This window comes from Halomonas rhizosphaerae (assembly GCF_030012485.1).
Classification (GTDB): Bacteria; Pseudomonadota; Gammaproteobacteria; order Pseudomonadales; family Halomonadaceae; genus Halomonas; species Halomonas rhizosphaerae.
This window is the reverse complement of sequence record NZ_JASCQQ010000039.1, coordinates 286,731-311,075: the sequence shown is the minus strand read 5'-3', so window position 1 is coordinate 311,075 and position 24,345 is coordinate 286,731. Positions and strand designations below refer to the sequence as shown.

The 24,345-nt window shown below is 68.6% G+C and carries 20 protein-coding genes, 1 pseudogene and 2 riboswitches; of the genes and pseudogenes, 10 read left to right on the top strand and 11 right to left on the bottom strand.

Translation table 11 applies throughout. The features are described 5' to 3' along the window. Positions 1 to 21 precede the first annotated feature (21 nt). Both pta and QLQ86_RS20010 read right to left on the bottom strand, forming a co-directional pair. Positions 22 to 2,238 carry a phosphate acetyltransferase gene (pta, locus tag QLQ86_RS20015; protein WP_282818185.1) on the bottom strand — a complete coding sequence of 739 codons (2,217 nt, stop codon included), beginning with the start codon at positions 2,236 to 2,238 and terminating at the stop codon, positions 22 to 24. After that, positions 2,225 to 3,418 carry an acetate/propionate family kinase gene (locus QLQ86_RS20010; protein WP_282818184.1) on the bottom strand — a complete coding sequence of 398 codons (1,194 nt, stop codon included), beginning with the start codon at positions 3,416 to 3,418 and terminating at the stop codon, positions 2,225 to 2,227. The genes pta and QLQ86_RS20010 overlap by 14 nt, the downstream gene beginning before the upstream one ends. A gap of 242 nt (positions 3,419 to 3,660) precedes the next feature. Between QLQ86_RS20010 and QLQ86_RS20005 the strand changes: the two genes are divergently transcribed. After that, on the top strand, positions 3,661 to 4,164 hold the full coding sequence (locus QLQ86_RS20005; RefSeq protein ID WP_282818183.1) for a porin family protein: 504 nt from the start codon (positions 3,661 to 3,663) through the stop codon (positions 4,162 to 4,164). A 94-nt stretch (positions 4,165 to 4,258) separates the two neighbouring features. Here QLQ86_RS20005 and thiC read toward each other — a convergent pair whose 3' ends face one another. The 4 genes from thiC to QLQ86_RS19985 all read right to left on the bottom strand — a co-directional run bounded on the left by thiC (position 4,259) and on the right by QLQ86_RS19985 (position 8,783). Continuing rightward, positions 4,259 to 6,148, bottom strand: a complete 1,890-nt coding sequence (thiC, locus tag QLQ86_RS20000) for a phosphomethylpyrimidine synthase ThiC (protein ID WP_282818182.1) — start codon at positions 6,146 to 6,148, stop codon at positions 4,259 to 4,261. An 82-nt stretch (positions 6,149 to 6,230) separates the two neighbouring features. Next, positions 6,231 to 6,343, bottom strand: a riboswitch (TPP riboswitch). Between the two features lie 98 nt (positions 6,344 to 6,441). Next, complete coding sequence (tenA, locus tag QLQ86_RS19995; protein WP_282818181.1) at positions 6,442 to 7,110, bottom strand: thiaminase II; 669 nt, start codon at positions 7,108 to 7,110, stop codon at positions 6,442 to 6,444. Positions 7,111 to 7,180: 70 nt separating this feature from the next. Then, positions 7,181 to 7,315, bottom strand: a riboswitch (TPP riboswitch). Between the two features lie 56 nt (positions 7,316 to 7,371). Then, complete coding sequence (locus QLQ86_RS19990) at positions 7,372 to 7,992, bottom strand: YceI family protein (RefSeq protein WP_282818180.1); 621 nt, start codon at positions 7,990 to 7,992, stop codon at positions 7,372 to 7,374. Positions 7,993 to 8,009: 17 nt separating this feature from the next. Further along, positions 8,010 to 8,783, bottom strand: coding sequence for a CDP-alcohol phosphatidyltransferase family protein (locus QLQ86_RS19985; protein WP_282818179.1), 774 nt, complete (start codon positions 8,781 to 8,783; stop codon positions 8,010 to 8,012). A 147-nt stretch (positions 8,784 to 8,930) separates the two neighbouring features. On the opposite strand from QLQ86_RS19985, the gene QLQ86_RS19980 reads away from it, so the two are divergent. The 5 genes and pseudogenes from QLQ86_RS19980 to QLQ86_RS19960 all read left to right on the top strand — a co-directional run. Further along, positions 8,931 to 9,905 (top strand): zinc-dependent alcohol dehydrogenase, encoded by a 975-nt coding sequence (locus tag QLQ86_RS19980; protein WP_282818178.1) that lies wholly within the window; start codon positions 8,931 to 8,933, stop codon positions 9,903 to 9,905. Between the two features lie 30 nt (positions 9,906 to 9,935). Further along, the gene (locus QLQ86_RS19975) at positions 9,936 to 10,334 is read left to right on the top strand and encodes a 6-pyruvoyl trahydropterin synthase family protein (protein WP_282735608.1); all 399 of its coding nucleotides are present in this window, start codon (positions 9,936 to 9,938) and stop codon (positions 10,332 to 10,334) included. Beyond that, the gene (locus QLQ86_RS19970; RefSeq protein WP_282818177.1) at positions 10,334 to 11,458 is read left to right on the top strand and encodes a glycosyltransferase family 4 protein; all 1,125 of its coding nucleotides are present in this window, start codon (positions 10,334 to 10,336) and stop codon (positions 11,456 to 11,458) included. The genes QLQ86_RS19975 and QLQ86_RS19970 overlap by 1 nt, the downstream gene beginning before the upstream one ends. After that, a complete protein-coding gene (locus QLQ86_RS19965; RefSeq protein WP_282818176.1) occupies positions 11,455 to 12,336 on the top strand; it encodes a class I SAM-dependent methyltransferase in 882 nt (293 codons plus the stop codon). The genes QLQ86_RS19970 and QLQ86_RS19965 overlap by 4 nt, the downstream gene beginning before the upstream one ends. Continuing rightward, a pseudogene (locus QLQ86_RS19960) lies at positions 12,333 to 13,208 on the top strand (lysylphosphatidylglycerol synthase transmembrane domain-containing protein); the annotation flags it as partial. The gene QLQ86_RS19965 and the pseudogene QLQ86_RS19960, both read left to right, overlap by 4 nt. A gap of 72 nt (positions 13,209 to 13,280) precedes the next feature. On the opposite strand, the gene QLQ86_RS19955 reads toward QLQ86_RS19960, so the two are convergent. Continuing rightward, positions 13,281 to 13,934, bottom strand: coding sequence for a RibD family protein (locus tag QLQ86_RS19955; RefSeq protein WP_282818206.1), 654 nt, complete (start codon positions 13,932 to 13,934; stop codon positions 13,281 to 13,283). A 274-nt stretch (positions 13,935 to 14,208) separates the two neighbouring features. Between QLQ86_RS19955 and QLQ86_RS19950 the strand changes: the two genes are divergently transcribed. Beyond that, the gene (locus QLQ86_RS19950; RefSeq protein WP_282818175.1) at positions 14,209 to 15,351 is read left to right on the top strand and encodes a GTP cyclohydrolase II; all 1,143 of its coding nucleotides are present in this window, start codon (positions 14,209 to 14,211) and stop codon (positions 15,349 to 15,351) included. Positions 15,352 to 15,361: 10 nt separating this feature from the next. Here QLQ86_RS19950 and QLQ86_RS19945 read toward each other — a convergent pair whose 3' ends face one another. Genes QLQ86_RS19945 through QLQ86_RS19930 form a run of 4 tightly spaced genes read right to left on the bottom strand, consistent with a single transcriptional unit; the run spans position 15,362 to position 20,511 of the window. Next, the gene (locus QLQ86_RS19945) at positions 15,362 to 16,177 is read right to left on the bottom strand and encodes a creatininase family protein (protein WP_282735603.1); all 816 of its coding nucleotides are present in this window, start codon (positions 16,175 to 16,177) and stop codon (positions 15,362 to 15,364) included. Then, positions 16,174 to 16,998: an FkbM family methyltransferase gene (locus tag QLQ86_RS19940; protein WP_282818174.1), complete on the bottom strand. Its 825-nt coding sequence runs from the start codon at positions 16,996 to 16,998 to the stop codon at positions 16,174 to 16,176. The genes QLQ86_RS19945 and QLQ86_RS19940 overlap by 4 nt, the downstream gene beginning before the upstream one ends. Then, positions 16,995 to 18,974, bottom strand: coding sequence for a glucans biosynthesis glucosyltransferase MdoH (gene mdoH / locus QLQ86_RS19935; protein WP_282818173.1), 1,980 nt, complete (start codon positions 18,972 to 18,974; stop codon positions 16,995 to 16,997). The genes QLQ86_RS19940 and mdoH overlap by 4 nt, the downstream gene beginning before the upstream one ends. Continuing rightward, positions 18,961 to 20,511: a glucan biosynthesis protein gene (locus QLQ86_RS19930; RefSeq protein ID WP_282818172.1), complete on the bottom strand. Its 1,551-nt coding sequence runs from the start codon at positions 20,509 to 20,511 to the stop codon at positions 18,961 to 18,963. The genes mdoH and QLQ86_RS19930 overlap by 14 nt, the downstream gene beginning before the upstream one ends. Before the next feature lie 127 nt (positions 20,512 to 20,638). Between QLQ86_RS19930 and QLQ86_RS19925 the strand changes: the two genes are divergently transcribed. The 3 genes from QLQ86_RS19925 to QLQ86_RS19915 are packed head-to-tail and all read left to right on the top strand — an operon-like array spanning position 20,639 to position 24,341. Next, positions 20,639 to 22,294 (top strand): alkaline phosphatase family protein, encoded by a 1,656-nt coding sequence (locus tag QLQ86_RS19925; protein ID WP_282818171.1) that lies wholly within the window; start codon positions 20,639 to 20,641, stop codon positions 22,292 to 22,294. 29 nt (positions 22,295 to 22,323) lie between these two features. Beyond that, on the top strand, positions 22,324 to 22,914 hold the full coding sequence (locus tag QLQ86_RS19920; RefSeq protein WP_282818170.1) for a YceI family protein: 591 nt from the start codon (positions 22,324 to 22,326) through the stop codon (positions 22,912 to 22,914). 20 nt (positions 22,915 to 22,934) lie between these two features. Then, the gene (locus QLQ86_RS19915; protein ID WP_282818169.1) at positions 22,935 to 24,341 is read left to right on the top strand and encodes a mannose-1-phosphate guanylyltransferase/mannose-6-phosphate isomerase; all 1,407 of its coding nucleotides are present in this window, start codon (positions 22,935 to 22,937) and stop codon (positions 24,339 to 24,341) included. Positions 24,342 to 24,345: the final 4 nt, after the last annotated feature.

Sequence of the window (24,345 nt, the reverse complement as noted above, 5' to 3'; positions counted from 1 at the left end):
GAGCCCCGCATCAAGAAGCCTCTAGCGGGGTGCCGGTTGTTGTTCTAGGTGTTCTGTCACGGGTGTCCCCTGGGCGGCCTGGATGGCGGTCAGGGCGATGGTATAGACGATATCGTCGACCAGGGCGCCACGGGAGAGGTCGTTCACCGGCTTGTTGAGGCCCTGCAGCATGGGGCCGACGCTGACCACCCCGGCGCTGCGCTGGACCGCCTTGTAGGTGGTGTTGCCGGTGTTGAGGTCGGGGAAGACGAAGACGGTGGCGCGACCCGCCACCGGGGAGTCGGGCGCCTTCTGGCGGCCGACGCTCTCGATGGCGGCGGCGTCATACTGCAGCGGGCCGTCGATGCACAGGGAGGGCTCGCGTTCCCGGGCAATGCGGGTGGCCTGGCGCACCTTCTCCACGTCGGCGCCGCTGCCGGACTCGCCGGTGGAGTAGCTGATCATGGCCACCCGGGGCTCGATGCCGAAGGCCGCGGCTGAGCGGGCGCTCTGGATGGCGATCTCGGCCAGGGCCTCGGCGTCCGGGTCGGGGTTCACGGCGCAGTCGCCATAGACCACCACCTGCTCGGGCAGCAGCATGAAGAAGATCGACGACACCTGCCGATAGCCGGCCGCCGTCCGGATCAGCTGGAAGGCCGGGCGCACGGTGTTGGCGGTGGTGTGGATCGCCCCGGAGACGAGGCCATCCACCTCGTCCACGGCCAGCATCATGGTGCCGAGCACCACGTTGTCCTGGAGCTGGTCTGCGGCCGTCAGCGCGTTGAGCTTGTCGGGGCGTCGTTCGACCATCGGCCCCACGTAGTCCCTTCGGATGCCGGCGGGGTCGAGGATCTCGAGCTCCTCGGGCAGTTCGATGCCGCGCTGGCGGGCCACCTCCTCGACTTCCTCGCGCCTGGCCAGCAGCACGCAGCGGGCGATGCCGCGCTGCTGACAGATCACCGCGGCTTCCACGGTGCGCGGCTCGCTGCCCTCGGGCAGCACGATGCGCTTGCTGGCCTGCTGGGCCAGCTTGACCAGCTGGTGGCGAAAGGCGGCGGGGGAGAGCCGGCTCGGATAGCCGCGGCTGAGGTTCTCCTTCAGCCACGCCAGGTCGAGGTGGCCGGCAACGAAGCGGGTCACTTGTTCGGCCCGCTCCGGGTCGTCGATGGGGATATCGTTGGTCATGCGATCGAGGCGCTGAGCCGTGGCGAAGCTGTCGGAGTCCACCGCCATCACCGGCAGCCCGCTGCGCAGTGCCGGTCGGCAGAACTCGATCATGGCTTCATCCGGCAGCTCGTCGTGGGTCAGCAGGATGCCTGCCAGAGGCACGCCGTTCATGGTCGAGAGTGCCGCGGCGAGCAGGATGTCGTCGCGGTCGCCGGGAGTGACCAGCAGGCGGCCGGGGCGGAACACGTGCAGGGCGTGGGAGGCGCTGCGTGCACACAGGCTGGTGCCCAGCACGCGGCGGCTGGCGGCCTCGCCCTCGTGGAGGAAGCGCGCCTCCAGGGCACGGGCGACGTCCAGCACCCGGGGTGCCGAGAGGGCCGCATGCCAGGGCACGGCGCCGATCAGCTGGAAGCGCTCGCCGCCCAGGGCCGGCAGGTAGCGGCGCAGGCGGTCGACCAGTTGCTCGTCACGCTGGGCGGTGAGTTCGGGGGCCGCCAGGGGCGTGGGAGCATCGCCGTCCGGCAGCGGGCGCAGCCGCATCAGGATACAGCCCAGGGTGCGCGGCGAGTCGACGCCATCGAAGGCCTGGGCATGCATGTCGAGCCGTTCCGCCAGGTCCTGGGGGGCGCTCAGGTCACCATCGGCCACCAGGATGGTGCGCGCATTGAGGGCATGGGCCAGCTGGGCGTTGAGCCGGGTCGCATAGCTGCTGTGCTGGCTGGGTGCCAGTCCCTCGATCACCACCAGCTCGGGGGCCTCGCCCGCGTCCGGAGTGGCGACCCGGGCATGGCGCTCCACGGCCTCCTCCATCAGCTCGTCGCTGCGGTCCTCGCGCAGCAGGCGCTCCAGCCGTGCCTGGGGGAGCGGTGCCGGAGGCGCCAGGCCCAGGGTGCTGGCCGCCAGGGCACAGGAGCGGTCCGGCCCGTTGCCGTTGAGTTCGTCCTGTCGAAACGGCTTGAGAAAGCCGGCCTTGAGCCCGAGGGTATCCAGGGCGCGGATCAGGCCGAGGCAGGCCGAGGTCAGGCCCACGCCGCTGTCGGTTGGCACCAGCAGCAGGTTGCGGGGTTCGGGACGGTGATCAAGTGGCGTCATGGTGGCTCTCTTGCAGCAGCTGGCGGGTTTCTTCGGCAATGCGCCCCTCCTCGTCGGTGGGGATGACCCACAGCTCGGGACCACCCGCGTCGAGATCGATGCGACCCTCGTGGCCACCGAAGGTGACGGCGTTGGCCACGGCATCCAGCCGCAGGCCGAAGTGGGGCAGCTGTTCGATCACCCGGGCGCGCACGGCGCTGGCATTCTCGCCGATCCCCCCGGTGAAGGCGATGCCATCCAGGCGGGGCAGGCCGCAGGAGAGGGCCGCCAGCGACTTGGCAATGCGGTAGCAGAATACCTCGATGGCCAGCTCGGCGCCCGCGTGATGCTCGGCGGCGGCCTGCTCGAGGCGGCGCATGTCGTTGGAGAGGCCGGAGAGTCCCAGCAGGCCGCTCTCCTTGTTGAGCAGGGTGTCGATACGCGCGATCGACCAGCCCAGCTGACGGGCCAGGTGGGCATGCAGGCCCGGGTCCACGTCGCCGCTGCGGGTGCCCATCACCAGCCCCTCCAGCGGGGTGAGCCCCATGCTGGTGTCGACGCTGCGTCCCTGCCAGACCGCGCAGGTGGAGCAGCCGTTGCCCAGGTGGGCGATCAGCCAGCCGCCATGGGGGCGACCGCCGAGGGCATCGAGCCGGGCACTCACATAGGCGTGGCTGCTGCCATGGAAGCCGTAGCGGCGGATGCCGTGGTTGCGATAGAGCCCTTCCGGCAGCGCATAGCGGTAGGCACGAGGCGGCAGGGTCTGGTGGAAGGCCGTATCGAACACCGCCACCTGGGGCAGGTCGGGGAACAGCTCAAGCGTCGTCTTGACCCCCGTCAGGTTGGCCGGGTTGTGCAGCGGCGCTAGGGCCTCGGTGGCCTCGATGGCCCGCCTCACGCCGGCATCGATGCGGGTCGCGCGGGTGAAGCGCTCGCCGCCGTGGACGATGCGATGTCCTACCGCCACGGGATGCAGCCCCTCCAGGCGCTCATGGATGGCCGTCATGGCCTCGGCGTGGTCGGCGCCGTGCAGGGGGCATGAGAATTCCCGTCCGGCGCCGTCGACGCCCGTGAGGCGCGCATCCTCGCCGCCCAGGCGCTCGGCCAGGCCGGCCAGGCGAGGATGGTCTGGAGAGGCGGGAACGAGGGCATACTTGATGGACGAAGAGCCGCAGTTGATTACCAGTACCGGGTCGTTCATGGCGCGTCCTGTTCAGGGATGTCGGGGGCGCGGATGATGCGGCCAGGGTGTGCCTGGCAAACGGCTCCCGGGCAGGGCGAATCTATCATGTTGCAGTGCGGGATGCAGTGACCTGACGGCGCGCGTCCTGCCGTCTCCCTCTCCCATCGCAGGGCGCTGCGGAACATGTTGCACTTTGGTCGAGGCTGTACCAGAATGAAATCTGCGAAAGGAAACGCTGTTTCCTAACTGGGAGGCTCACCATGAAGACCATCACGATTTCCACCGTCTCCGCTGCCCTGCTGCTGGCCGGAGCCACCGCCCATGCCCAGGGCAGCCCGATGAACTATCAGCCGACCCCCTACATCGGTGGCGATGTCCTGTTCTGGGAGCTCGACCCGGAAGGGCGTGGCAACTTCGACAGCACCGGCCTGCGCCTGCGGGCTGGTGTGGCGTTCAACGACTACTTCGCCCTGGAAGGCCACCTCGGCACCGGCGGCTCGGATGGCAACGTTGAGCTGGATTACCTGGCCGGCGCCTATGCCAAGGGTATCCTGCCGATCGCTCCGGAATTCCGCCTCTACGGCCTGGCGGGCTTCACCGAGGTGGATGCTGACGTGGATGACGAGAGTGGCTTCTCCTACGGTGCTGGCGCCGAGTTCGACGTGACGCACAACCTCGCCGTGGGGGCCGACTACATGCGCTACCTGGACGAGTCGAACTACACCTTCGATGCCGCCAGTGTCGGGGTGACGTTCCGCTTCTGATCTCCCGGCGGCCCCACACCGCCATGCCATGAAATGAAAGGCGCCCTCGCCGGGAAACCGGCGAGGGCGCTCTGCTTGGCGGGGCCGTCGGCGGTCAGACCTCCGAGTAGAGCTCACCTCCCTTGCGGCGGAACTTCTCCGCCTGCTCCTCCATGCCCTTCATGACGGCTTCCTGGTCGCCGTCGAGGCCGTTATCCCTGGCATAGTCACGCACCTCCTGGCTGATCTTCATGGAGCAGAACTTGGGCCCGCACATGGAGCAGAAGTGGGCGACCTTGGCCGAGTCCTTGGGCAGGGTCTCGTCGTGGTACTCGCGGGCCGTGTCCGGGTCGAGGCCGAGGTTGAACTGGTCCTCCCAGCGGAACTCGAAGCGCGCCTTGGACAGGGCGTTGTCGCGACGTTGGGCGGCCGGGTGGCCCTTGGCGAGGTCGGCGGCGTGGGCGGCGATCTTGTAGGTGATGATGCCGGTCTTGACGTCGTCCTTGTTGGGCAGGCCGAGGTGCTCCTTGGGGGTCACGTAGCAGAGCATGGCGCAGCCGAACCAGCCGATCATCGCCGCGCCGATGCCCGAGGTGATGTGGTCGTAGCCCGGCGCGATGTCGGTGACCAGCGGGCCCAGGGTGTAGAAGGGCGCCTCGTCGCAGACCTCGAGCTGCTTGTCCATGTTCTCCTTGACCAGGTGCATGGGCACATGGCCGGGGCCCTCGATCATCACCTGCACGTCGTGCTTCCAGGCGATGTGGGTCAGCTCGCCGAGGGTCTCGAGCTCGGCCATCTGGGCCTCGTCGTTGGCGTCGGCCACCGAGCCGGGGCGCAGGCCATCACCCAGCGAGAAGGCGACATCGTACTGCTTGCAGATCTCGCAGATCTCCTCGAAGTGGGTGTAGAGGAAGCTCTCCCGGTGATGGAACAGGCACCACTTGGCCATGATCGAGCCGCCCCGCGAGACGATACCGGTCACGCGCTTGGCGGTCAGCGGCACATAGCGCAGCAGCACCCCGGCGTGGATGGTGAAGTAGTCCACGCCCTGCTCGGCCTGCTCGATCAGGGTGTCGCGGAATACCTCCCAGGTGAGGTCTTCGGCCACCCCATTGACCTTCTCCAGCGCCTGGTAGATGGGCACGGTGCCGATGGGCACCGGGGCGTTGCGGATGATCCACTCGCGGGTCTCGTGGATGTTCTGCCCGGTGGAGAGGTCCATGATGGTGTCGGCGCCCCAGCGGATGCCCCAGGTCATCTTGTCGACCTCCGCCTCGATGGAGGAGGTCACCGCCGAGTTGCCTAGGTTTCCGTTGATCTTCACCAGGAAGTTGCGGCCGATGATCATCGGCTCGGACTCGGGGTGGTTGATGTTGTTGGGGATGATGGCGCGGCCCACCGCCACTTCCTGGCGCACGAACTCCGAGGTGATCTCCTCCGGCAGCCGCGCACCGAAGCCCTGGCCCGGATGCTGCTGGCCGAGGATGCGCTCGACTTCCTCGGTTCCCAGGGCTTGGCGCCGCTGGTTCTCGCGAATGGCGATGAATTCCATCTCCGGGGTGATGATGCCCTGGCGCGCATAGTGCAGCTGGGTGACGTTCCTGCCTTCCTTGGCCCGCCGCGGGGTACGGGTCAGGTCGAAGCGCAGCGGGGCGAGCGTGGGATCGTTGGCACGGCGACGGCCGTACTCGGAGGTGGGGCCGTCGAGCCGTTCCGTATCGTCGCGCTGCTCGATCCAGGCGCGACGCAGCTCGGGCAAGCCGCGGCGCAGGTCGATCTCGGCGTCCGGGTCGGTGTAGGGGCCGGAGGTGTCGTAGACCAGCAGCGGAGGGTTCTCCTCGTCGGCCCCCGAGGTGCGGGTGGGCGACAGCGAGATCTCGCGGAAGGGCACGCGGATGTCCGGGCGCGAGCCCTCGACGTAGCGCTTGCGCGAGCCGGGCAACGGCCGGATAGCGGCCTCGTCGACGCGGGCGGTCTCGGCGAGAAAGTGGGCGGTCTTGCTCATGCGGTGTTCTCCCTTGGGTTTCATGGGGTTGTCAGGGAGGACAAGCTGGGGAGGACAGGGGCCGCCAGGCATGGAGCGCCGTGGCGGCGTGTCGCTTGATCCCTACGCTGGTCCTAGCCAGTTCAGGTTCAACGGGATCCATGCTCGGGTGCTGCATGATCTCAGCCGTCTTCAACGGCACCCCGTCAAGCGTGGTGGTCAACTACCCGGGCAAGACGTATCTTGCCCGCCGCGTTTGGCCTGACCAGAGCCAGCGCGGGTCTTTCCATAGGGCCAGCGATGGCACCAGGCCATCAGTCGGTGCGGTCCAGCCCCATCTGCCAGAAGTCGATCTCGAGTCGCGTGGCGTCGCGAAACACCTCCGACAGCTCCTGGAAGCGCCCCGGGGTGACCTCGGCCAGGCGCGCATCGAGCCACTCAAGCTCGGCGTGCATGGCATCCTGGAACTCGTCGCTTTCGTACATGCCGATCCAGGCGTCATAGGGATTGGCCTGGCCGCGCACGGTGGAGGGCCGGGTTGTGAGCCACCGGGCAATCTCGCCATAGCCCACCAGGCAAGGTGCCAATGCCACGTGCAGGTCGAGCAGGTCGCCGCGGTGGCCGGTGTCGAGCACGTAGCGGGTGTAGGCGAGTGTCGCGCGGGCCTCGGGCAGGGCGGCGAGGTCCTCCTCGGCGATGCCCCAGTCGCGGCAGTAGTCCACGTGCAGGCCGAGTTCCACGTCGAGGATCGCCTTGAGCCCCTCATGGGCCTGGCGCAGGTCGGCCAGGGTTCGACTCTTGTAGGCGGCCAGCGCATAGGCCCGGGCGAAGTGGATCAGGAAGAGGTAGTCCTGCTGCAGGTAGTGGCGAAAGGCGCCCTCGTCGAGGGTGGCGTCGCCCAGGCCGCGCACGAATGGGTGTTCGATATAGGCGCGCCAGTCGGCCTGGCAGGCGGCGGTGAGGTCACTGAAGCGGGAGCCCATCTTGCCTCCGGTAGCGGTGTCGATCCGGAGTCGGGCGAGGGGAGGGTGGCCATGGGGCTGCCGGAGAGGCACTGGCTCACCGCTTGATTCCTACGCCGGTACGAGCCGGATCAGGTTCCACGGGACCAGCGCTCGGGTGCTGTCCATTCCTGGAGAGACCCCTGCGCTATCTCAGCCGGATTCACCGGCACCCCGTCAAGCGAGTGAGTTAGTCTAGCAGGCTGGTCATGACTTGCCAGCCCGTCTATCTGTCGGGATCGGCTATTGCCTGATCGCCTCCAGTTCGAGGATCAGTTCCACTTCGTCGCCGACCATGCCGTTGTCGACCCCGTAGGTCATCCCCCAGTCGCTGCGGGCGATGGTGGTGCGTGCCGACAGTCCCAGGGTGTGCTGTCCGTGGCCGAAGGGGTACACGTCGGCCTTGTTGAGCGTGACGTCCAGGGTCAGGGGGCGGGTCTCGCCGAGCAGGGTCAGTTCGCCTTCCAGTGTGCCTTCGCTGTCACTGCGTGCCTCGAAGTCGGTCACCTCGAAGACGATCGTCGAGTAGCGGCGAGCGTCGAGGAAATCGTCGCTGCGCAGGTGGTTGTCACGCTCCTCGTGGTTGGTGAAGACGCTGTCGGTGGCGATCTCGACTCTCCCGGAGTGCAGTTCTCGAGTCTGCTCGTCATAGACGAATTCGCCCTGGCCTTCCAGGAACATGCCGAGCGTGTCCGCGTAGCCGACGTGTTCGGTCAGGAAGCCGATGGAGAAGTGCTCTGGATCTATCTCGTAGGTGCGTGGCTCGGCACTGGCCGGCTGCATCGAGAATGCGCCCAGCGCCAGGACGAGCCCTGTGGCGATGGGCAATGCGGGAGGGGAGATATGACTGAGGGGCAAAGGCATGAGGGTTTCCTTTCGATTCACGAGTGACTGCTGGCGCGACAGTCCTCCACCCGCCTTGCCGGGGCATGGCGATACAGCCAGCGGATATCGACGCCGAAGGACCAGATCAGGCCGGCCAGAGCGCTTCCGGCCAGCCAATTCGTGGTCGTGGCGCCGGCGACGGGCAGCAGGGCGATCATCAAGGCAGCAACCTGCCACACGCAGACGATCTTGCGGCGACGACTCTGCGGCAGGGTCGCGGTCAGCCAGGAGAGCTTGCGTCCGGCGATAACGAAAGCGTAGCGCATGGCGCCGATGGCCAACACCCAGGGGCCTGCCTTGTCGAGCAACAGCAATGCCAGGCACAGCAGCAGGATCAGGAAGGCATCGAGTTCCATGTCGAAGCGCGCCCCGAAGTCGCTCTGCGTGGATGTGCGGCGCGCGACCCAGCCATCCACACCATCCAGCAGCAGGACCAGCAGGGCCAGGGCGGCAAGGGGGACAGCGTCTCGGGCCAGCAGGTCGGGGTCGGCCAGGGTGCCGGCCAGCAGAGCAATCAGGGCCCCCCGCCACAGGGTGATGCGATTGGCCCAGCCCAGTCTTCGCCAGTGGGAGGGCGCCGAGGCCACGACGAGTCCGGCCATGATCAGGTAGGTGATCATCGCCAGGAGGGGTACCCGGAAGCTCGCCCCGACCCACGACCACAGCAGTGTCGTCGCGGCCAGCAGGATCAGGGCGCCGACGCCAAGGTCACGGACGATCGGGATGGCCGGCCCCCTGGCATGGTCGCGGGTCGATTGACAGTATTGCATTGTGCATTCCAATATTGGCGTATCATTATTGTAGAAGAATAGGCGTGCAGCCAACAGTGTTGTACGACTGGGCCGGTTGCATCGATGTCGCTCACGGCTTCGTTAGCGTCTGTTCATACCCCTGACGTCCCCACTACGGATGTTGCCATGCGACATGCTAGCGCTACCGCCTTCTGGACCCTGGCACCGGGCCAGGGAGCCCTGCGACAGGAACAGGTGTCCATGCCTGGCCCCGGCGAGGTGGCCGTTCGAGCCCTCTTCAGCGGCATCAGTCGCGGTACCGAATCGCTGGTCTTCGAGGGCAGGGTGCCGGAAAGCGAGTGGCAACGCATGCGTGCCCCCTTCCAACAGGGTGACTTCCCCGGGCCGGTCAAGTATGGCTATGTCAGCGTCGGCGTCGTCGAGGCCGGTGAGCCCTTGCTGCTCGGACGAGAGGTGTTCTGCCTGTACCCGCACCAGGACCGCTATGTGGTGCCGATGGACGCCGTGGCGCCGTTACCGGAAGGCCTGCCGGCAGCGCGGGCCGTGCTGGCGGCCAACATGGAGACGGCCATCAACGGGGTCTGGGACGCCGCTCCCGGCGTGGGAGACCGTATCACCGTGGTCGGCGCCGGTGTGATCGGGGCCCTGGTGGCCTGGCTCTGCGCGGCGATTCCCGGTACCCGGGTGTGCCTGGTGGACGTGTCGCCGCGGCGGGCCGAACTCGCCGACGCCCTGGGCGTCGATTTCTGCCTGGCCGATCAGGCGCCCGCCGACAATGACCTGGTGGTCAACGCCAGCGGCAATCCCGATGGGCTGCGTCTTGGCTTGACCCTGGCCGGCGACGAGGCCCGGGTGGTCGAGATGAGCTGGTACGGTGACCGCGAAGCGAGCCTGCCCCTGGGCGAGGCCTTCCACTCCCGGCGACTGCGCCTGGTCGCGAGCCAGGTCGGCCGCCTGCCCGTCGAACGCACTCCGCGTTGGGACCATCGCCGCCGCCTCGCGCTGGCCCTGGACCTCCTGCGCGCTCCCTGCCTCGACGTCTTGATCAGCGGCGAGAGCGATTTCCACGAGTTGCCCCTCCTGATGCCTCGGCTCGCCGCCGCCTCGGGCGAGGTGCTCTGCCACCGAATCCGCTACTAGCCCCTTTCCTGGATACGAGGATCTTGCCTCATGTACCGCTTGAACGTTCGTGACCATTTCATGATCGCCCACAGCTTCCGCGGCGACGTCTTCGGCCCCGCCCAGCGCACGCACGGTGCCACCTATGTGGTCGACGTGACCTTCCAGCGCCGCGAACTCGATGACGACGGCCTGGTCGTCGACATCGGCCTGGCCGGCGAGGCCCTCAAGAGGGTGCTCGCCGAGTTCAATTTTCAGAACCTCGACGAGGTGGAGGAGTTTCAGGGCCGTAACACCACCACCGAGTTCATGGCACGGGTGGTCTTCGAGCGACTCGCCACGGCCATACAGCTCGGTCACCTCGGCGAGGCCGCCATGGGGCTCGAGTCCCTCTGCGTAACCCTGCATGAATCGCATGTCGCCTGGGCCAGCTATGAGGGCGAGCTTTGATGTCTCGGGACGCGATGCCCGAGCTGACCCTGATCGTCGCCGGTGATCCCGACCAGTGGACCGGAGGCTATATCTACGATGCCCGCATGGTGGCGGAACTGCGCAGCCAGGCGTGGCGGGTCGAGGTGGTGGGGCTCGAGGGGCGTTTCCCGCTGGCCGATCGGCGGGCACGCCACAGCCTGGTACAGGTCCTGGCGAGGCTGCCCGACAATGCCCGCGTGGTCATCGATGGCCTGGCCATGGGCGGACTGCCCGAAGAGGTCGAGCGGCATGCCGAGCGTCTGCGGATCATCGCCCTCGTCCATCACCCCCTGGCCGACGAGACTGGACTCGACCCCGCCCAGCAGAGGGCGTTTCGCGACAGCGAGGCACGGGCGCTGGCCGCGGCCCGCCGGGTGGTTGTCACCAGCCACCACACCGCACGTGCCCTGCGGGATTACGGCGTCCCCGACGGCCGACTCCGGGTGGCCGAACCCGGCGTCGACAAGGCCTCCCTGGCCAGCGGAGCCCTGGACCATGAGGATGCGATGCGTCCCCGGCGGCTGCTCTGCGTGGCGACCCTGACGCCCCGCAAGGGGCTCGGCCTGCTGGTCGAGGCGCTGGCCGGCCTCACCGACCGCCCCTGGGTCTGCGAGATCGTCGGCAGTCACCGGCGTGACCCCGAGCACGCCGCCTCCCTGTTGGCCGAGGCGCAACGCCTTGGCCTTGCCGAACGGCTGTGCTTCGCCGGCGAGCGGGATGCCCATGGCCTGGCCGCGGCCTACCGCCAGGCCGATCTCTTCGTGTTGCCCTCCTTCTACGAGGGCTACGGCATGGTCGTGACCGAGGCGCTGGCCCGGGGGCTGCCGGTGATCACCACCACCGGCGGCGCCCTGGCCGATACCCTGCCGCCCGAGGCGGGCATCGCCGTGCCACCCGGCGATATCAGCGCCCTGCGTGCGGCGCTGTCGCGCTGGATGGACGATGCCGAGGTCAGGCGTCGCCTGCGTCGCGGTGCCTGTCAGGCCAGGAAGGGGCTGGCTGACTGGCAACAGGCGGGGCAACGCTTCATGGCCGCCCTGGACGCCATCCCCGAGGCGCCGATAGGCGCCGTGGGTCGCCCCGGGCGAGGGCTGCCGTCATGAGTGTTTCCACCTCCCATGATGTGTTCTCGGCGGAGTGGCTCGCGCTGCGTGAGGGGCTGGATGCCCGATCGCGCAGCCATCGTCTGACCGGGCTGGCCATGGAATGGCTGAACGCGCGTGCCGGCCCCCATGGCATCGTTGATCTGGGTAGCGGCAGCGGCAGCAACCTGCGCTTCCTGGCCTCACGCCTGCCTGGTCCCCAGCGCTGGCGACTGGTCGATCATGATGCCCAGCTGCTGACCCATGCCCTCCGGCTTGGAGCCCGGCTGCGCGACAGTGCGGGTACCCCGGTCGCCCTGGAGACCTCTTGCCGCGGCCTGTCCCCGGTCGATCGGGAGCTGCTCGCCGGTGCTGACCTGGTGGTCGCCTCGGCCCTGTTCGACCTGATGCCCCGGTCCTGGGTGGCGTCGCTGGTGGCCGCCTGTGCGGCCCATGGCCAGGCGCTGCTGCTCACCCTCAGCGTGGACGGCGACTGGGCCTTCCTGGACCGCCAGGGAGCGCGCGTCGAAGACGGCGAGGACATCGCCGTGCGGACCCTCTTCCAGGCCCATCAGTATCGCGACAAGGGCCTGGGGCCCGCGCTGGGCGGCGAGGCGCCCGCGGTGCTGGCCAGCACCCTGGCCGGCGCCGGTTTCCGGGTGGAGAGCGCCGCCACGCCCTGGCACCTGGTGGCGGGGGACGCCACGCAGCGATCTCTAGCCGAGGCGCTGGTCAGCGGCTGGCACGATGCGGCCATCGAGCAGACCCCGTCCCAGGCGACTCGCCTCGGCGCCTGGCGAGATCGCCGCCTGGCGGCCATCCTCGCCGGGGAACTGGGGGTGACGGTGGGGCATCGTGATCTCTTCGCCTGGCCGACGCCGTCGGTGGAGCGAACGTGACCCTGCGCCTGGTCCGAGCCTCGCGCCTGTGGCGGCCACTGGCCAGCCTGCTGCTGCTGGGCGGGCTCTGGGTCTGGCTCGAGCCGGGGGCAGTGCTCGATGCGGTCGGTCCCCTGGCGCCGGGCTGGATCCTGCTGGCCTTGGCCCTGACCCTGCCGCAGATGCTGCTCTCCGCCTGGCGCTGGCGGCTGACCGCGTGTCGTCTCGGTCTGTCGCTGGGCTGGCGGCGTGCGCTGCGGGAATACTACCTGGCGATGTTCCTCAACCAGGTGCTGCCCGGCGGGGTGGCGGGGGATGCCGCCCGGGCCTGGCGACACGCCCGGGCCAGCGGTCGGGGGGGCAGCGCCTGGCGGGCGGTGATCATCGAACGCGCCTCCGGCCAGTTGGCCCTGCTGCTGCTGACACTGCTGGTCGTGGCCATGTCGCCGATGTGGCAGGGGCTGCTCGGCGAGGCGCTGGCGAAGCTATCCTCGCCGGGCTGGCCTGTCGTCGCTGCGCTGCTGGTCGCGATGGGTGTGCCGATGGCGCGCCGTCTGCTGCGTCAGCCGCCGGTGGCTCTGGCCGGGCTGGGGGGAGACCTGCGTCGCAGCCTGCTGGCCTCCTCGGTCTGGCCACGACAGCTCGCCGGATCCCTGCTGGTGGTCTTGAGCTATGCTCTGGTGTTCTTCTGCGCGGCCCGGGCGATCGGGGTCACGCTCTCCCTGGGTACCCTGCTGGCGTTGGTGCCCCCGGTTCTGATGGCGATGCTGATCCCGCTTTCACTGGCGGGCTGGGGTCTGCGCGAGGGTGCGGCGGCGCTGGTCTGGGGGCTGGCCGGCTTGCCGCCGGCCGAGGGGGTGGCGGTGTCGATGGCCTATGGTCTGCTGGTGTTGCTGGCGAGCCTGCCTGGCGCGCTGTTTCTGCCGGGCGTGACTGCTGCACCATCGGACGCGGGCCCCGAGGGGTCAGGGCCGGGTCAGGGTGAGGTCCAGGTCGAAGAGGGTGTCGTCACCGCAGCGGAAGGTCCGGGCGACGGGGCGACGCGCCTGGTCCAGGGTGGCAATCGGCGTCATGGCGAGGCCCGGCCGGCCGGAACCGATCAGCAGCGGTGCCACCAGCAGGTGCAGGCGATCGAGTACACCGGCCTCCAGGAACCTCGACACCGTGATGCCGCCGCCCTCGACCAGCACGCGCTTGAGCCCCCGTGCGGCAAGCGCCTCGAGCACCGCCGCGGGGTCGAAGCCGTCGGTGCCCAGCGGCAGCCGCAGGCGGGTGACGTGATCGGCCGCCGGCGGGGCGATATTGACCTGCTCGCCGACCAGGTGGAGGGTCGGTGCCGGGGCCTCGCGCAGCAGGCGGAGCGTCGTTGGCACTCGGCCCCGAGGGTCGAGGATCACCCGCACCGGTTGGCGCCCGCTGACATGGCGCACCGTGAGCAGGGGGTCGTCCTCGCAGGCGGTGCCGGCACCGATCACCACGGCATCTACCAGCGCCCTCAGCCGGTGCAGGTGCATCCGGCTCTCGAGGCCGTTGATGTAATGGGAATGACCGCTCTCGGTGGCAATGCGGCCATCCAGGCTCTGGCCGAGCTGGGCCAGGGCCAGCCGGCCGGGATGCATCGCCAGCGGGGCCAGGTTATCGAGCAGTTCCCGGGCAGCCGCGCTGGGCGGAATGTCCGACGTCCATCCGCTGGCCGTCAGGCGCAAGGGGCCGTCGCTTTGCACCGACGCCGCGGTGCTGGTCAGGCCCTCACGCGCTCGGCAGAGGGCCTGCCAGGCCGTCTCTCGGTCCAGGGTGTCGGGCAGGGTCGGGCTCATGGGGGCTCCGGGCCAGGGGAAAGCATTCATCATGCGCAGTCCGCCTCGGCGGAACAAGGCGTGCAAGGAGGGCACCATGCATCAGGTTGAACGGGCCATCTTCGATCTGCGACGTGGGCTGCCGGTGGTCGTCGTCGCCGGTGACACTCGCGTGCTGGTCCAGGCCATCGAGGGGGCGGGCGAGGACACGGTGTCACGACTGGCCGGTCACGCGGGCGACACGCCCTCGCTGGTCCTGAGCCGCCACCGCCTGGCGGTGCTGGGCGAGCCGGATGCCCGACGGTTGGCCCGTCTCCCATTGACGGAGGGAACCGGTCGCCAGCGGCTGGTCGACCTGGCCTTCGGCATCAGGCCGGAGCTGGCGGTGGGACGCGACGAGCTGGCCGACTGGCGTCGGTCACTGGCGCCCGCAGAGGCAGCCGACCGGGCGGCCCTGGCGCTGATGCGCCGGGCGCTGTTGATCCCGGCGGCGCTGGTGGCCCGGGTCAGCGAGGCGCAGCGGCCCGCCGTGGAAGCCCGGCTGGAGGAAGGCACCTGGCTCGCGGTCCGGGCGGAGCAGGCCGAGCATTGCCTGGAGGGGGATGTCGGCATGCTCAAGCGCGTCAGCGAGGCGCAGATCCCCCTGGCGGATGCCTTCGACTGTCGCTTCATCCTGTTTCGCGAACCCGACGGCCTGCGCGAGCACGTGGCGGTGGTGATCGGCGAGCCCGGCAACGGGGAAGACGCGGTGCCGCTGCGCCTGCATTCGGCCTGCCTGACCGGCGACCTCTTCGGCAGCCTGCGCTGCGACTGCGGCGAGCAACTGCGCAATGCCGTGGCCGACATCCAGGCGCTGGGCGGCGGCGTGCTGCTCTACCTGGCCCAGGAGGGCCGCGGCATCGGGCTGGCCAACAAGCTGCGGGCCTATACCTTCCAGGACACCGGCCTGGACACCCTGGATGCCGACCAGGTCCTGGGTTTCGGTGAGGACGAGCGCCGCTATGGGGTGGCGGTGGACATCCTGGATGCCCTGGGCATTCGTCGCGTGCAGCTGCTGACCAACAACCCGGACAAGGTCGCGGCCCTCGCCGAGGGCGGTATCGAGGTGGTCGAACGCCAGGCGCTCTACGGCAGCCTCAATGACCATAACCGGCGCTACCTCAGCGCCAAGTCGGAACGCGCCGGCCATCTGCTCGATGCCGTGTTCAACGGCGGTCAGGACCCGGCCGCTCGGCCGTGATGGGTGAGCGCTATCGACGGCGGGTGTGGCCGGTGTCCATGCTCTGGGTCTCGCGCAGGATGCGGGCGATGCGCTTGCCGTAGTGGGCCACCAGGCGCTCGCCGAGCTCGGCCGTGCCGAGGCGGGCATTGCCCACCACCCCCGCGGGATGCAGATCCTCGGCCAGCCAGGCGAAGGCGGCCTCTCCCTCCGGGCTCAGCAGCAGCCCTTTCTCTGCCATGGCCTCTCCCCGCGAGTGCGGGTGATCCAGCTGGTCGAGGCGCACCTTGTCCGGGGCGAGGTGGCGCATCATGGCGGTTTCCAGCGCCCCCCCATGGAGCCCGTGGCGCAATTCCTCGGCGGGCAGGCCGCCGGCGGGCAGGGTGCCCGGCGGCGGCATTCGGGTGTAGTTGACCTTGACCACCATCATGCCGTGCCGGCGGCGCAGTCGCAGGGCGGCCAGGTCCATCACTGCCTTGTTGCCGCCGTGGCTGTTGATCAGCACCAGCCGGTGCAGGCCGGCCCGGGCCACGGCGTCGCCATGGGCCTCCAGGGTGGCGATGGCCAGCTCCGGTGGCAGGCTGAGGGTCCCGGGAAAGCTCAGGTGCTCGTCGCTGGCCCCCACCGCCATGGGCGGCAGGATCACCAGCGGGAAGCGCACGGGCAGGTGGGTCAGTGCCTCCTCCAGTAGCCCTTCACCGATGTCGAGGTCGGTGGAGAGCGGCAGGTGGGCACCGTGCTGCTCGATGGCGCCCACCACCATCACCGCCACGGCACTGCTCTGCAGGAACGAGATCTCGCGACTGGTCAGATCCAGCCAACGGGGGCAGGGGAAATGGTCACTCATGGGCGGGTGCGCTCCGTGTCTTGTCGATCATCGAGATGCCGTGCATAGAGGTCGCCCGAGGACAGGCCGTCGGCACCTCCGGCCAGCCAGTCTCGCGTGGCCGAAGGTGAGCGCCACGTCGCCCACTCGAATCGCCGACCCTCGCCGGCGATGGCGTTGAAGCGATAATCGCCCAGCTCGGCCAATCGCGCCACGCAGCGGTCGGCCACGTCCAGGGCGCCGGCGACGAATTCCACCGAGACCCCGGCGATGGGCCGGGTCAGTCCGGCCAGTACCTCGGCCTCGAAGCCCTCCACGTCGATCTTGCAGAAGCGCGGCAGCCCATGGTCGGCGATCAGCGTATCCAGGGTGGTCACAGGGACTCGCAGGCGCCCTTCCCAGCGTACCTTACGAAAGCCGGGGTTGCGTTCGCCGATGCCCCGGCGCCATTCATGGGCCAGGGTGGAGACCGTCGGCGTCGCCTCGCTCACCGCCAGCTCGGCCTCGCCGGGCTCCGCCCCCGCGGCGCAGGGCAGCAGGGTGACATCCTGGCAACGACCCACCAGGCGCTTCAGCCAGAGAAAGAGGGTCGGCTGGGGTTCCAGCGCGACCACTCGGGCGCCCAGTCCCTGGAAGGCCGCAGTGCGATCACCCAGATGGGCGCCGATATCGAACGCCAGGTCGCCGGGCCCTACGAAGTCGGCATAGAGCCGCTTAAGACCCCGCTGGCGGCCCGGCCGCCAGTAGATCACCAGCGAGCGAACCAGCCCCAGGCCACGGGCCAATCGGCGGGTCGCGGCGACGAGCCGGGTCGGCATGACGGGGGTGCCGGAGGGCCTCATTCGTGTTTCGCCCCGGGGTCGGGGCCCGCCTGGGCCTGCGGCGACTCGGCAGGCCTCGAGGAGGCCGTTCGCCGTGGTGACTCGCCGTCATCCAGTGCCGCCGCTGCCACCGGTGGCCAGGTGGAGAACGACTGTACCGGCATGTCGCCGGGATATTCCGGGGGTGGGGGGGCCAGGCGGGTCGCAGGCGGGCTCGATGAGCCCGTTGCCAGCGCTTGCAGAACCGTGGTGGGCATCACCTCCGCCGGCACTCTCAGCAGGCCGGCGCGGTGGAGCCTGCGGCCATGGGTGAGGCTGCTGGTCATCTTGACCAGGGGCGCCGCCATCAGCAGGCCCAACCAGACCGGTGAGAGCCACCAGAAGAAGACCGGGGCAAACAGGTAGGTCGCCCCGGCCCAGACCACGCCGATCAGGGTCGCGAGCCAGGTGTGATGGAAGGCATCCATCCAGGGCACCGATCGCCCTTCGCGGACCTGGGCGTCCCAGCTCACCTTCTGGCCACTGAGCACGCTCAGGATGAACCAGCTGTGGAGCAGCATCATGAGGGGGGCGATCAGGATGGCGATGGCGACCTCCAGCAGGGTGCTCGCCAGCAGTGGTGCCCTGCCCCCGAAGGCGGCGGGTCGCTGAATGAAGGCCAGCAGGAACCCCAGCACCTTCGGCAGCAGCAGTACCACCGCCGTGCTGAGGAGCAGGGGCATGATCAGCTCGGGCGTGGCAATGGGCCAGTCGGGGAAGAGCTGGTAGCCGGCACTGAAGAAGTCATGGCGCCCCTGGGCCCGGCCGATGGCGTCCACGGTACTGACCACCAGCATCAGCCCCCACAGCAGTGAGGTCAGGTAGGCCAGCGCCCCGAACAGGAAGTGGAGGCGATTCATGGGGTGCAGGCCGGCGGCGGCGAGCAGCCGCAGGTGCTGCAGGTTGCCCTGTATCCAGCGCCTGTCGCGCTTGGCGAACTCGATGATATTGCTGGGCACTTCCTCATAGCTTTCGCCCAGACGGACGTCCAGATGGACCTCCCAGCCGGCCCGGCGCATCAGCGCCGCCTCGACGAAGTCGTGGCTAAGGATCTCGCCGCCCAGCGGCGGCTTGCCGGGAAGGTCCGGCAAGCCGCAATTGGCCATGTAGGCCCGGGTGCGCAGGATGGCGTTGTGTCCCCAGAAGTTCACGGCATGCCCTTGCCAGAAACATTGCCCGGTGGCGAGCAGGGGGCTGTGCAGCGCGGCGGCGAACTGGGTGAAGCGCCCGAACACGCTTGCCGAGCGAACCGGGATCGGTACCGTCTGGATCAGGCCGATCCTGGGGTTGGCCTGCATGGAGGCCACCAGCGACACCAGGGTCCCCCCTCCCATGAGGCTGTCCGCGTCCAGCACGACCAGGTAGTCGTAGCGATTGCCCCAGCGGCGACAGAACTCCGCCAGATTGCCGGCCTTGCGACCCTGGTTGTCCTCGCGGCGACGGTAGTGAACCACGAGCCGGGGGGCCAGCCGCTGTTGCAACCCGGCGATGGCGGTTTCCTCCCGGCGGGCGATCTCCTTGTCCTGGGTATCGCTCAGCACGAACACCTCGAATCCCCGGGCATGGGGTTGTTCGAGAAGCGAATGGCAGGTGCTTTCCAGGCCCGCCGCGACGCGTTCGGGGTCCTCGTTGTAGATGGGCATCACCAGAGCCGTATGATGCTCGCCCGGATCGGTCGTTGGTGGCTGGCGATCGAGGCGGGACAGGGTCAGGGGATCGCGGCGAGTCAACTGCAGCAGGAAGCCGATGATGGCCGTCCAGAAGGCGATGGTGATCCAGCCGAAGGTGATCACGAACAGGCCCAGCACGATGCCCTGCAGCGCCGTGATGCCGTTGACGCGCAGGATCTCGAACATGGCCCAGCCACCCAGGGCGGTCGTGGCGAATACCAGCAGGGCGACTCCCGTCTGTCGTGCGGCCAGCCATGGCACCCGGGCCGAGCGATCAGCGCAGTTCATCGGGGTTCCAGACATAGTTCCAGGTTTCACTCATGGGGGTGTCGCGCAGCATGAGATGGAGACGCATGTCCATGGGGTTCGCCCCCTCGGGTTGCGCCCTGAAGGACGCGCGCCAGGTGTCACCGTCGGGAAGGCGTTGTACCCGTAACTCCCGGGTCTCCCCGCTCGAGACCTCGAGCTCGGCCTCGACCGGGTGACTGACATCCAGGCTCGAGAGCTCACCCCCCCGGAAATCGATCACGAACTGGCGAAGGCTGCGCGGCGGTGGGTCGCTTTGGCCCGGGACGGCCCCCCATCCCTGTCGGGTGCGCACCACGCTGGCCAGGGTCTGCTCGGGACGGTGAGCCTCGAAGGTGGAAAGCCGATAGCGATAGGTGCGCGACTCATCGGCCTGGAGCGGTTGTTCGGGGACCCAGTAGACGACGATGTTGTCGTTGGTCTCCGAGTCGCTGGGTATCTCGACCAGTTCCACGTTGCCCGGCCCCCAGTCGTCGAGCGGGGTGACCCAGTGGCTGGGGCGCCGCTCGTAGCGCGACTCCATGTCCAGGTAGCTGTCGAAGTCCCGGTCGCGCTGGGCCAGGCCGAAGCCTGCCGGGCTTTCGTCCTGCAGGCGGGTGATGCGCAGCTCTCGCGGGTTGTTCAGGGGACGCCAGATCCACTCACCGGCATGGGTCTGCATCAGCAGCCCCTGGGAATCATGCACCTGTGGCCGGAAGTCGTCGGCAGGGTAGGGGCTGACGTCACCATGCAGGTACATGCTGGTCAGCGGGGCGATGCCCAGCTTCTCCACATCGTGGCGGGCGAACAGCCGGGCTTCAATTTCCACGTCGACCTGCTCGCCGGTATGCACCCGGAAATGGTAGGCCCCGGCGAGCGAGGGACTGTCGAGCAGCGCGAGGATGTCGATGCGGGTCGCCGCCGGGCCGGGCTGGAACAGCCAGAACGCCCTGAAGGCCGGAAACTCTTCCCCGTCGGGGGAGGCCGTATCGATGGCCAGGCCGCGAGCCGATAGGCCATAGCCCTGGTCGCGACCCAACAGGCGCAAGTAGCTTGCCCCCTGGAAGACCAGGAACTCGTCGTGGTAGTCCTCTCGATTGAGGGGGTAATGCAGGCGAAAGCCGGCGTAACCGGCGCCACTCAGGTCCTCTTCCTTCAGCGGGGCGGCTGCGTCGTCGTAGCGAAAGAAGGACGACTGGAAGGGCAGGTGGTGCTGCTCGCCCTTCTCGACCAGGTGCAGGCGGATCGGTCGCTCGAACAGGAAGCCGGAATGGAAGAGTTGTACCGAGAACAGCGCCTCGTCTCGCCATAGGGCGGCTTCCGGGCGAAAGCGGATCGAGCGGTAGACATCGTAGTCGATATCGCGCAACGCTTCGGGCAGGTCGCCATCCGGCGCCTCGAAGGGGGAGGACGCGAGCTGGCGAGCGCGCTCGGTGACCTGCTCGAAGACGCCGGGCAGGTCCGGATCGGGGGCGGCCCAGATGGCCGGCGTGATTCCCGCAATGAGCAGGCTGGCGGCCAGCCACCGAATTGGGTGCATGGGTTGATCCTCCTTGAACACTTTCTCCCGACGGGCTGGCAACGGGTTTGGCGGCAAGTTGCCGGGATTCATCTATACAAAAATTATACACTGAGGGTGTCGTTGTTCATCTGCCCGGTGATTGCCCATGCCGTTACCATCTCGAGTCCGCTGGTCCTTGAGCCTCGTGCTGCTCAACAGCGTATTGCTGACACCAGTATGGCTGTTGCACGGGGATCTGGCACACAGATTGATCGCCCTGGAGGCCACCCTGCTGGCGGGGTTGCTGGCGCTGTTGCCGTCGGCTGGCCTGCTTGCCGGGCTGCGTTGGCTGCTGGTGGCACTGATCCTGGCGTTTCTGCTGGTCGGCCTGGGGGATGTGGCCACCCATATGGCGTTCGGGCGTTCCCTGAACCTCTACCTGGACCTTCCCCTGCTGCGCTCCGTCTTCCACCTGCTCGAGGGTAATCTGGGATTTCCGATGGCCGGCCTGGTTATCCTGCTGGCCATGGTCCTGCTGGCATTCGCGGCCTGGCTGCTGGCGAAGATGGTCGCGAGCCTGCAGGGCAAGGCACGCGGCAGCCTGGCGGTGACTGGCGCCCTGGGGATGCTGGTGGCGAGCGGTGTGCTGATCGCCGCCGAGTTCCAGCAGCTCCGACCGCTACCGGTGGCCCGCACGCCCTTGCTGGGCACCCTGCATTTCCAGGGGCGGCAACTGGTCGAGACGCGCCTCGCCCACCGTGACTTTGCCGAGCGGATGGCGGCGGCGCCCGATCCGGTCACCGCCTTGCCGGGGCTTGCCGGACGCGATGTGTTGCTGGTCTTCGTGGAGTCCTACGGCATATCGGCGCTGTTCGATGACCGCTATGCCGAGGTGCTCGGCCCGCGCCTCGATGACATGGCCGAGCGGTTCGACGCCGCCGGCCTGTCGGTGGCGTCCGGGCTCCTCGACTCGCCGATCCGTGGCGGCCAGTCATGGCTGGCCCATGCCACGGTGCTGAGTGGCCTGCGGCTCGACAATTCGCTCTGGTACCGGTTGATGCTGGGCAGCGAGCGCACCACCCTGGTGGATGACTTCCGCGCCACGGGCCATCGCACCCTCACCGTGATGCCGGCCATCACCATGGCCTGGCCGGAGGGTCGCGCCTACGGGTTCGACGAGATCCACGCCGCCGCGGACCTCGGTTATGCCGGCCCGCCCCTGCACTGGGTCACCATGCCGGACCAGTATACCCTGCACCATTTCCAGACGCGGATTCGAAAGGAGGCGGCATCTCGTCGGGATACCGAGGCGTCGCCGCTCTTCGCGCAGATCGCGCTGATCAGCAGCCACGCGCCCTGGACACCGATCCTCCCGGTGCTCGATGACTGGGATAGCGTCGGCGATGGCAGCGTCTTCGCGCGCTGGGAAGAGGCCGGCGAGTCGCCCGACGAACTCTGGCAGGACCTGGAACGGGTACGCGACCACTATGCCAGGTCACTGGACTATGCTCTGGGGGCCAGCACCCGCTGGGCCGAGGAGTTCGTGGACGAACAGACCCTGGTGATTCTGCTGGGGGATCACCAGGCGGCTCCCCTGATCACCGGCGATAACGCCAGCGGCGGTGTCCCGGTCCATGTGATCAGCGGCGATGCCAGCCTGCTCGATCCCTTCATTGCGCGGGGCTTCGTGTCCGGCACCCGGCCCCCACGGCCCGACGGCTACCCCGATGGCGAGGTTCCTGGCCAGGAGGCGCTGCGCGGCTGGCTTCATGAGGCCTTCGGCGCCGAGGACGCGACGGACGCCTCTGTCACGACCCCCTGACCGCAGGGCCGGATGGCCCGGGAGGCAAGATGCCACGACCTACCCTGAGAACTGCACGAACCGTAACGGCAGTCCTGCTGTCGGGTGTTGTCGGGCTGATGGCCGTTTCCACGGCCGGCGCCTGGGAACTGGATCGGGAGGCGAGCCGTATCGAGCTGATCGGCACCGCCGACGGCCGCGAGGCGGTGACCCGTGTCGAGGAGTTCGAGGTCGACCTTGAAGGAGACCTGGACCAGCCAGCCGGGGGGACGCTGGTGCTGACCCTCCAGTCGGACAGCATCACGGGCGGCAACGACATCGTTGACGGCATGTTGCACGGGCATAACTGGTTCGACGTCGAGGCCTATCCCGAGATCGTCTTTCGCAGCACCGACATCCAGGCACCGGCCGAGGGAGAACTGCGCATCGAGGGTGAACTCGAGCTGCGGGGCGATACCCATATGTTGACGGTCCCGGTGAGCTGGACGCGGCAGGGCGAGCGGGTCAGCGTGGACGGCCGCCTGACGCTGGACCGAACCGATTTCGATATGGGGCGCGGTGCCTGGCGCTCCGAGGGCACGGTGAAGCATGAGGTCCATGTCGACTTCACCCTCGAACTGCTGGCGCCATCGCGTTCCTGATCCCTGAAGGAGACGTCCCCTTGTTCACCCCCGTGATCCTGGCTGGCGGAAATGGCGTGCGGCTCTGGCCGCTGTCGCGCCGGCAGCGGCCCAAGCAGTTCCTCTCGCTGGAAGGCGAGGGCAGCCTGCTGGCCAACACCCTCTCCCGTCTCGAGGGGCTCGGCATGGGCGCGCCCATCGTCATCTGTCACGAGGAGCATCGCTTCCTCGCCGCCGAGCAGCTCCGCCAGGCGGGTGTCGAGGATGCCAGCCTGCTGCTCGAGCCCGAGGGGCGTGGCACGGCCCCGGCCATCGCACTGGCTGCCCTGTTGGCTCGCAGCCAGGAGCGCAGGGAGCCGCTACTGGTGCTGCCGTCAGACCACCACCTGGCGGATGATGCGGCCTTCCGCGTAGCCCTGGGAGCGGCGGCACGGCTGGCCGAGGCGGGCCACCTGGTGACCTTCGGGGTGGTGCCGACCCGCGCCGAGACCGGCTATGGCTATCTCCAGGCCGGTGAGGCGCTGGGCGAAGGGGGCCATGCGGTGGCGCGTTTCGTGGAGAAGCCCGACCTCGCCACCGCCGAGCGCTTCCTGGCGGCCGAAGACCATTTCTGGAACAGCGGTATGTTCGTGCTGCGTCCCGATGACTACCTGGACGCCCTGGAGGCCTTCGCACCTGCCATCCTGGCCGCCTGTCGGGGCGCCATGGACGGGGCGGTGACCGATCTCGATTTCCTGCGGCCGGATGCGCGGGCCTTCCTGGAGAGTCCCGCCGATTCCATTGATGTGGCGGTGATGGAGCGTACCGACCGAGCGGCCATGGTGCCGCTCGCCGCCGGCTGGAGCGATATCGGCTCGTGGCAGGCCCTCTGGGAAGCACTGCCCCGTGATGCCGACGACAACGCCCTGCGCGGTGACGTGGTCTGCGAGGAGAGCCGTGGGCTGCTGGTGCATGCCGATTCGCGGCTGGTCGCCACTCTGGGGGTTCAGGACCTGGTGATCGTCGAGACCGATGATGCCGTACTGGTGGCGGAGCGTGCCCGCAGCCAGCAACTGCGGGGCCTGGTCGAGCGTCTGGAGGCCCAGGGACGCAGAGAAACCCGCTTCACGACCACCGTGCATCGCCCCTGGGGCCATTACCTGGCCGTCGATGCGGGACCGCGTCACCAGGTCAAGCGCATCACCGTGCGCCCCGGTGCACGGCTCTCCCTGCAGCTCCACCACCACCGGGCCGAGCACTGGGTGGTGGTCAGCGGCACGGCCCGGGTCACCCTGGACGATGAGGCCTTTCTGGTGGGTGAAAATGCCTCGACCTTCATTCCGGTGGGGCGGGTACACTGCCTGGAGAACCCCGGCCTGATTCCGCTGGAACTGATCGAGGTGCAGTCCGGCACCTACCTGGGCGAAGACGACATCGTGCGCCTGGATGATTGCTATGGGCGGACGTAAGGGC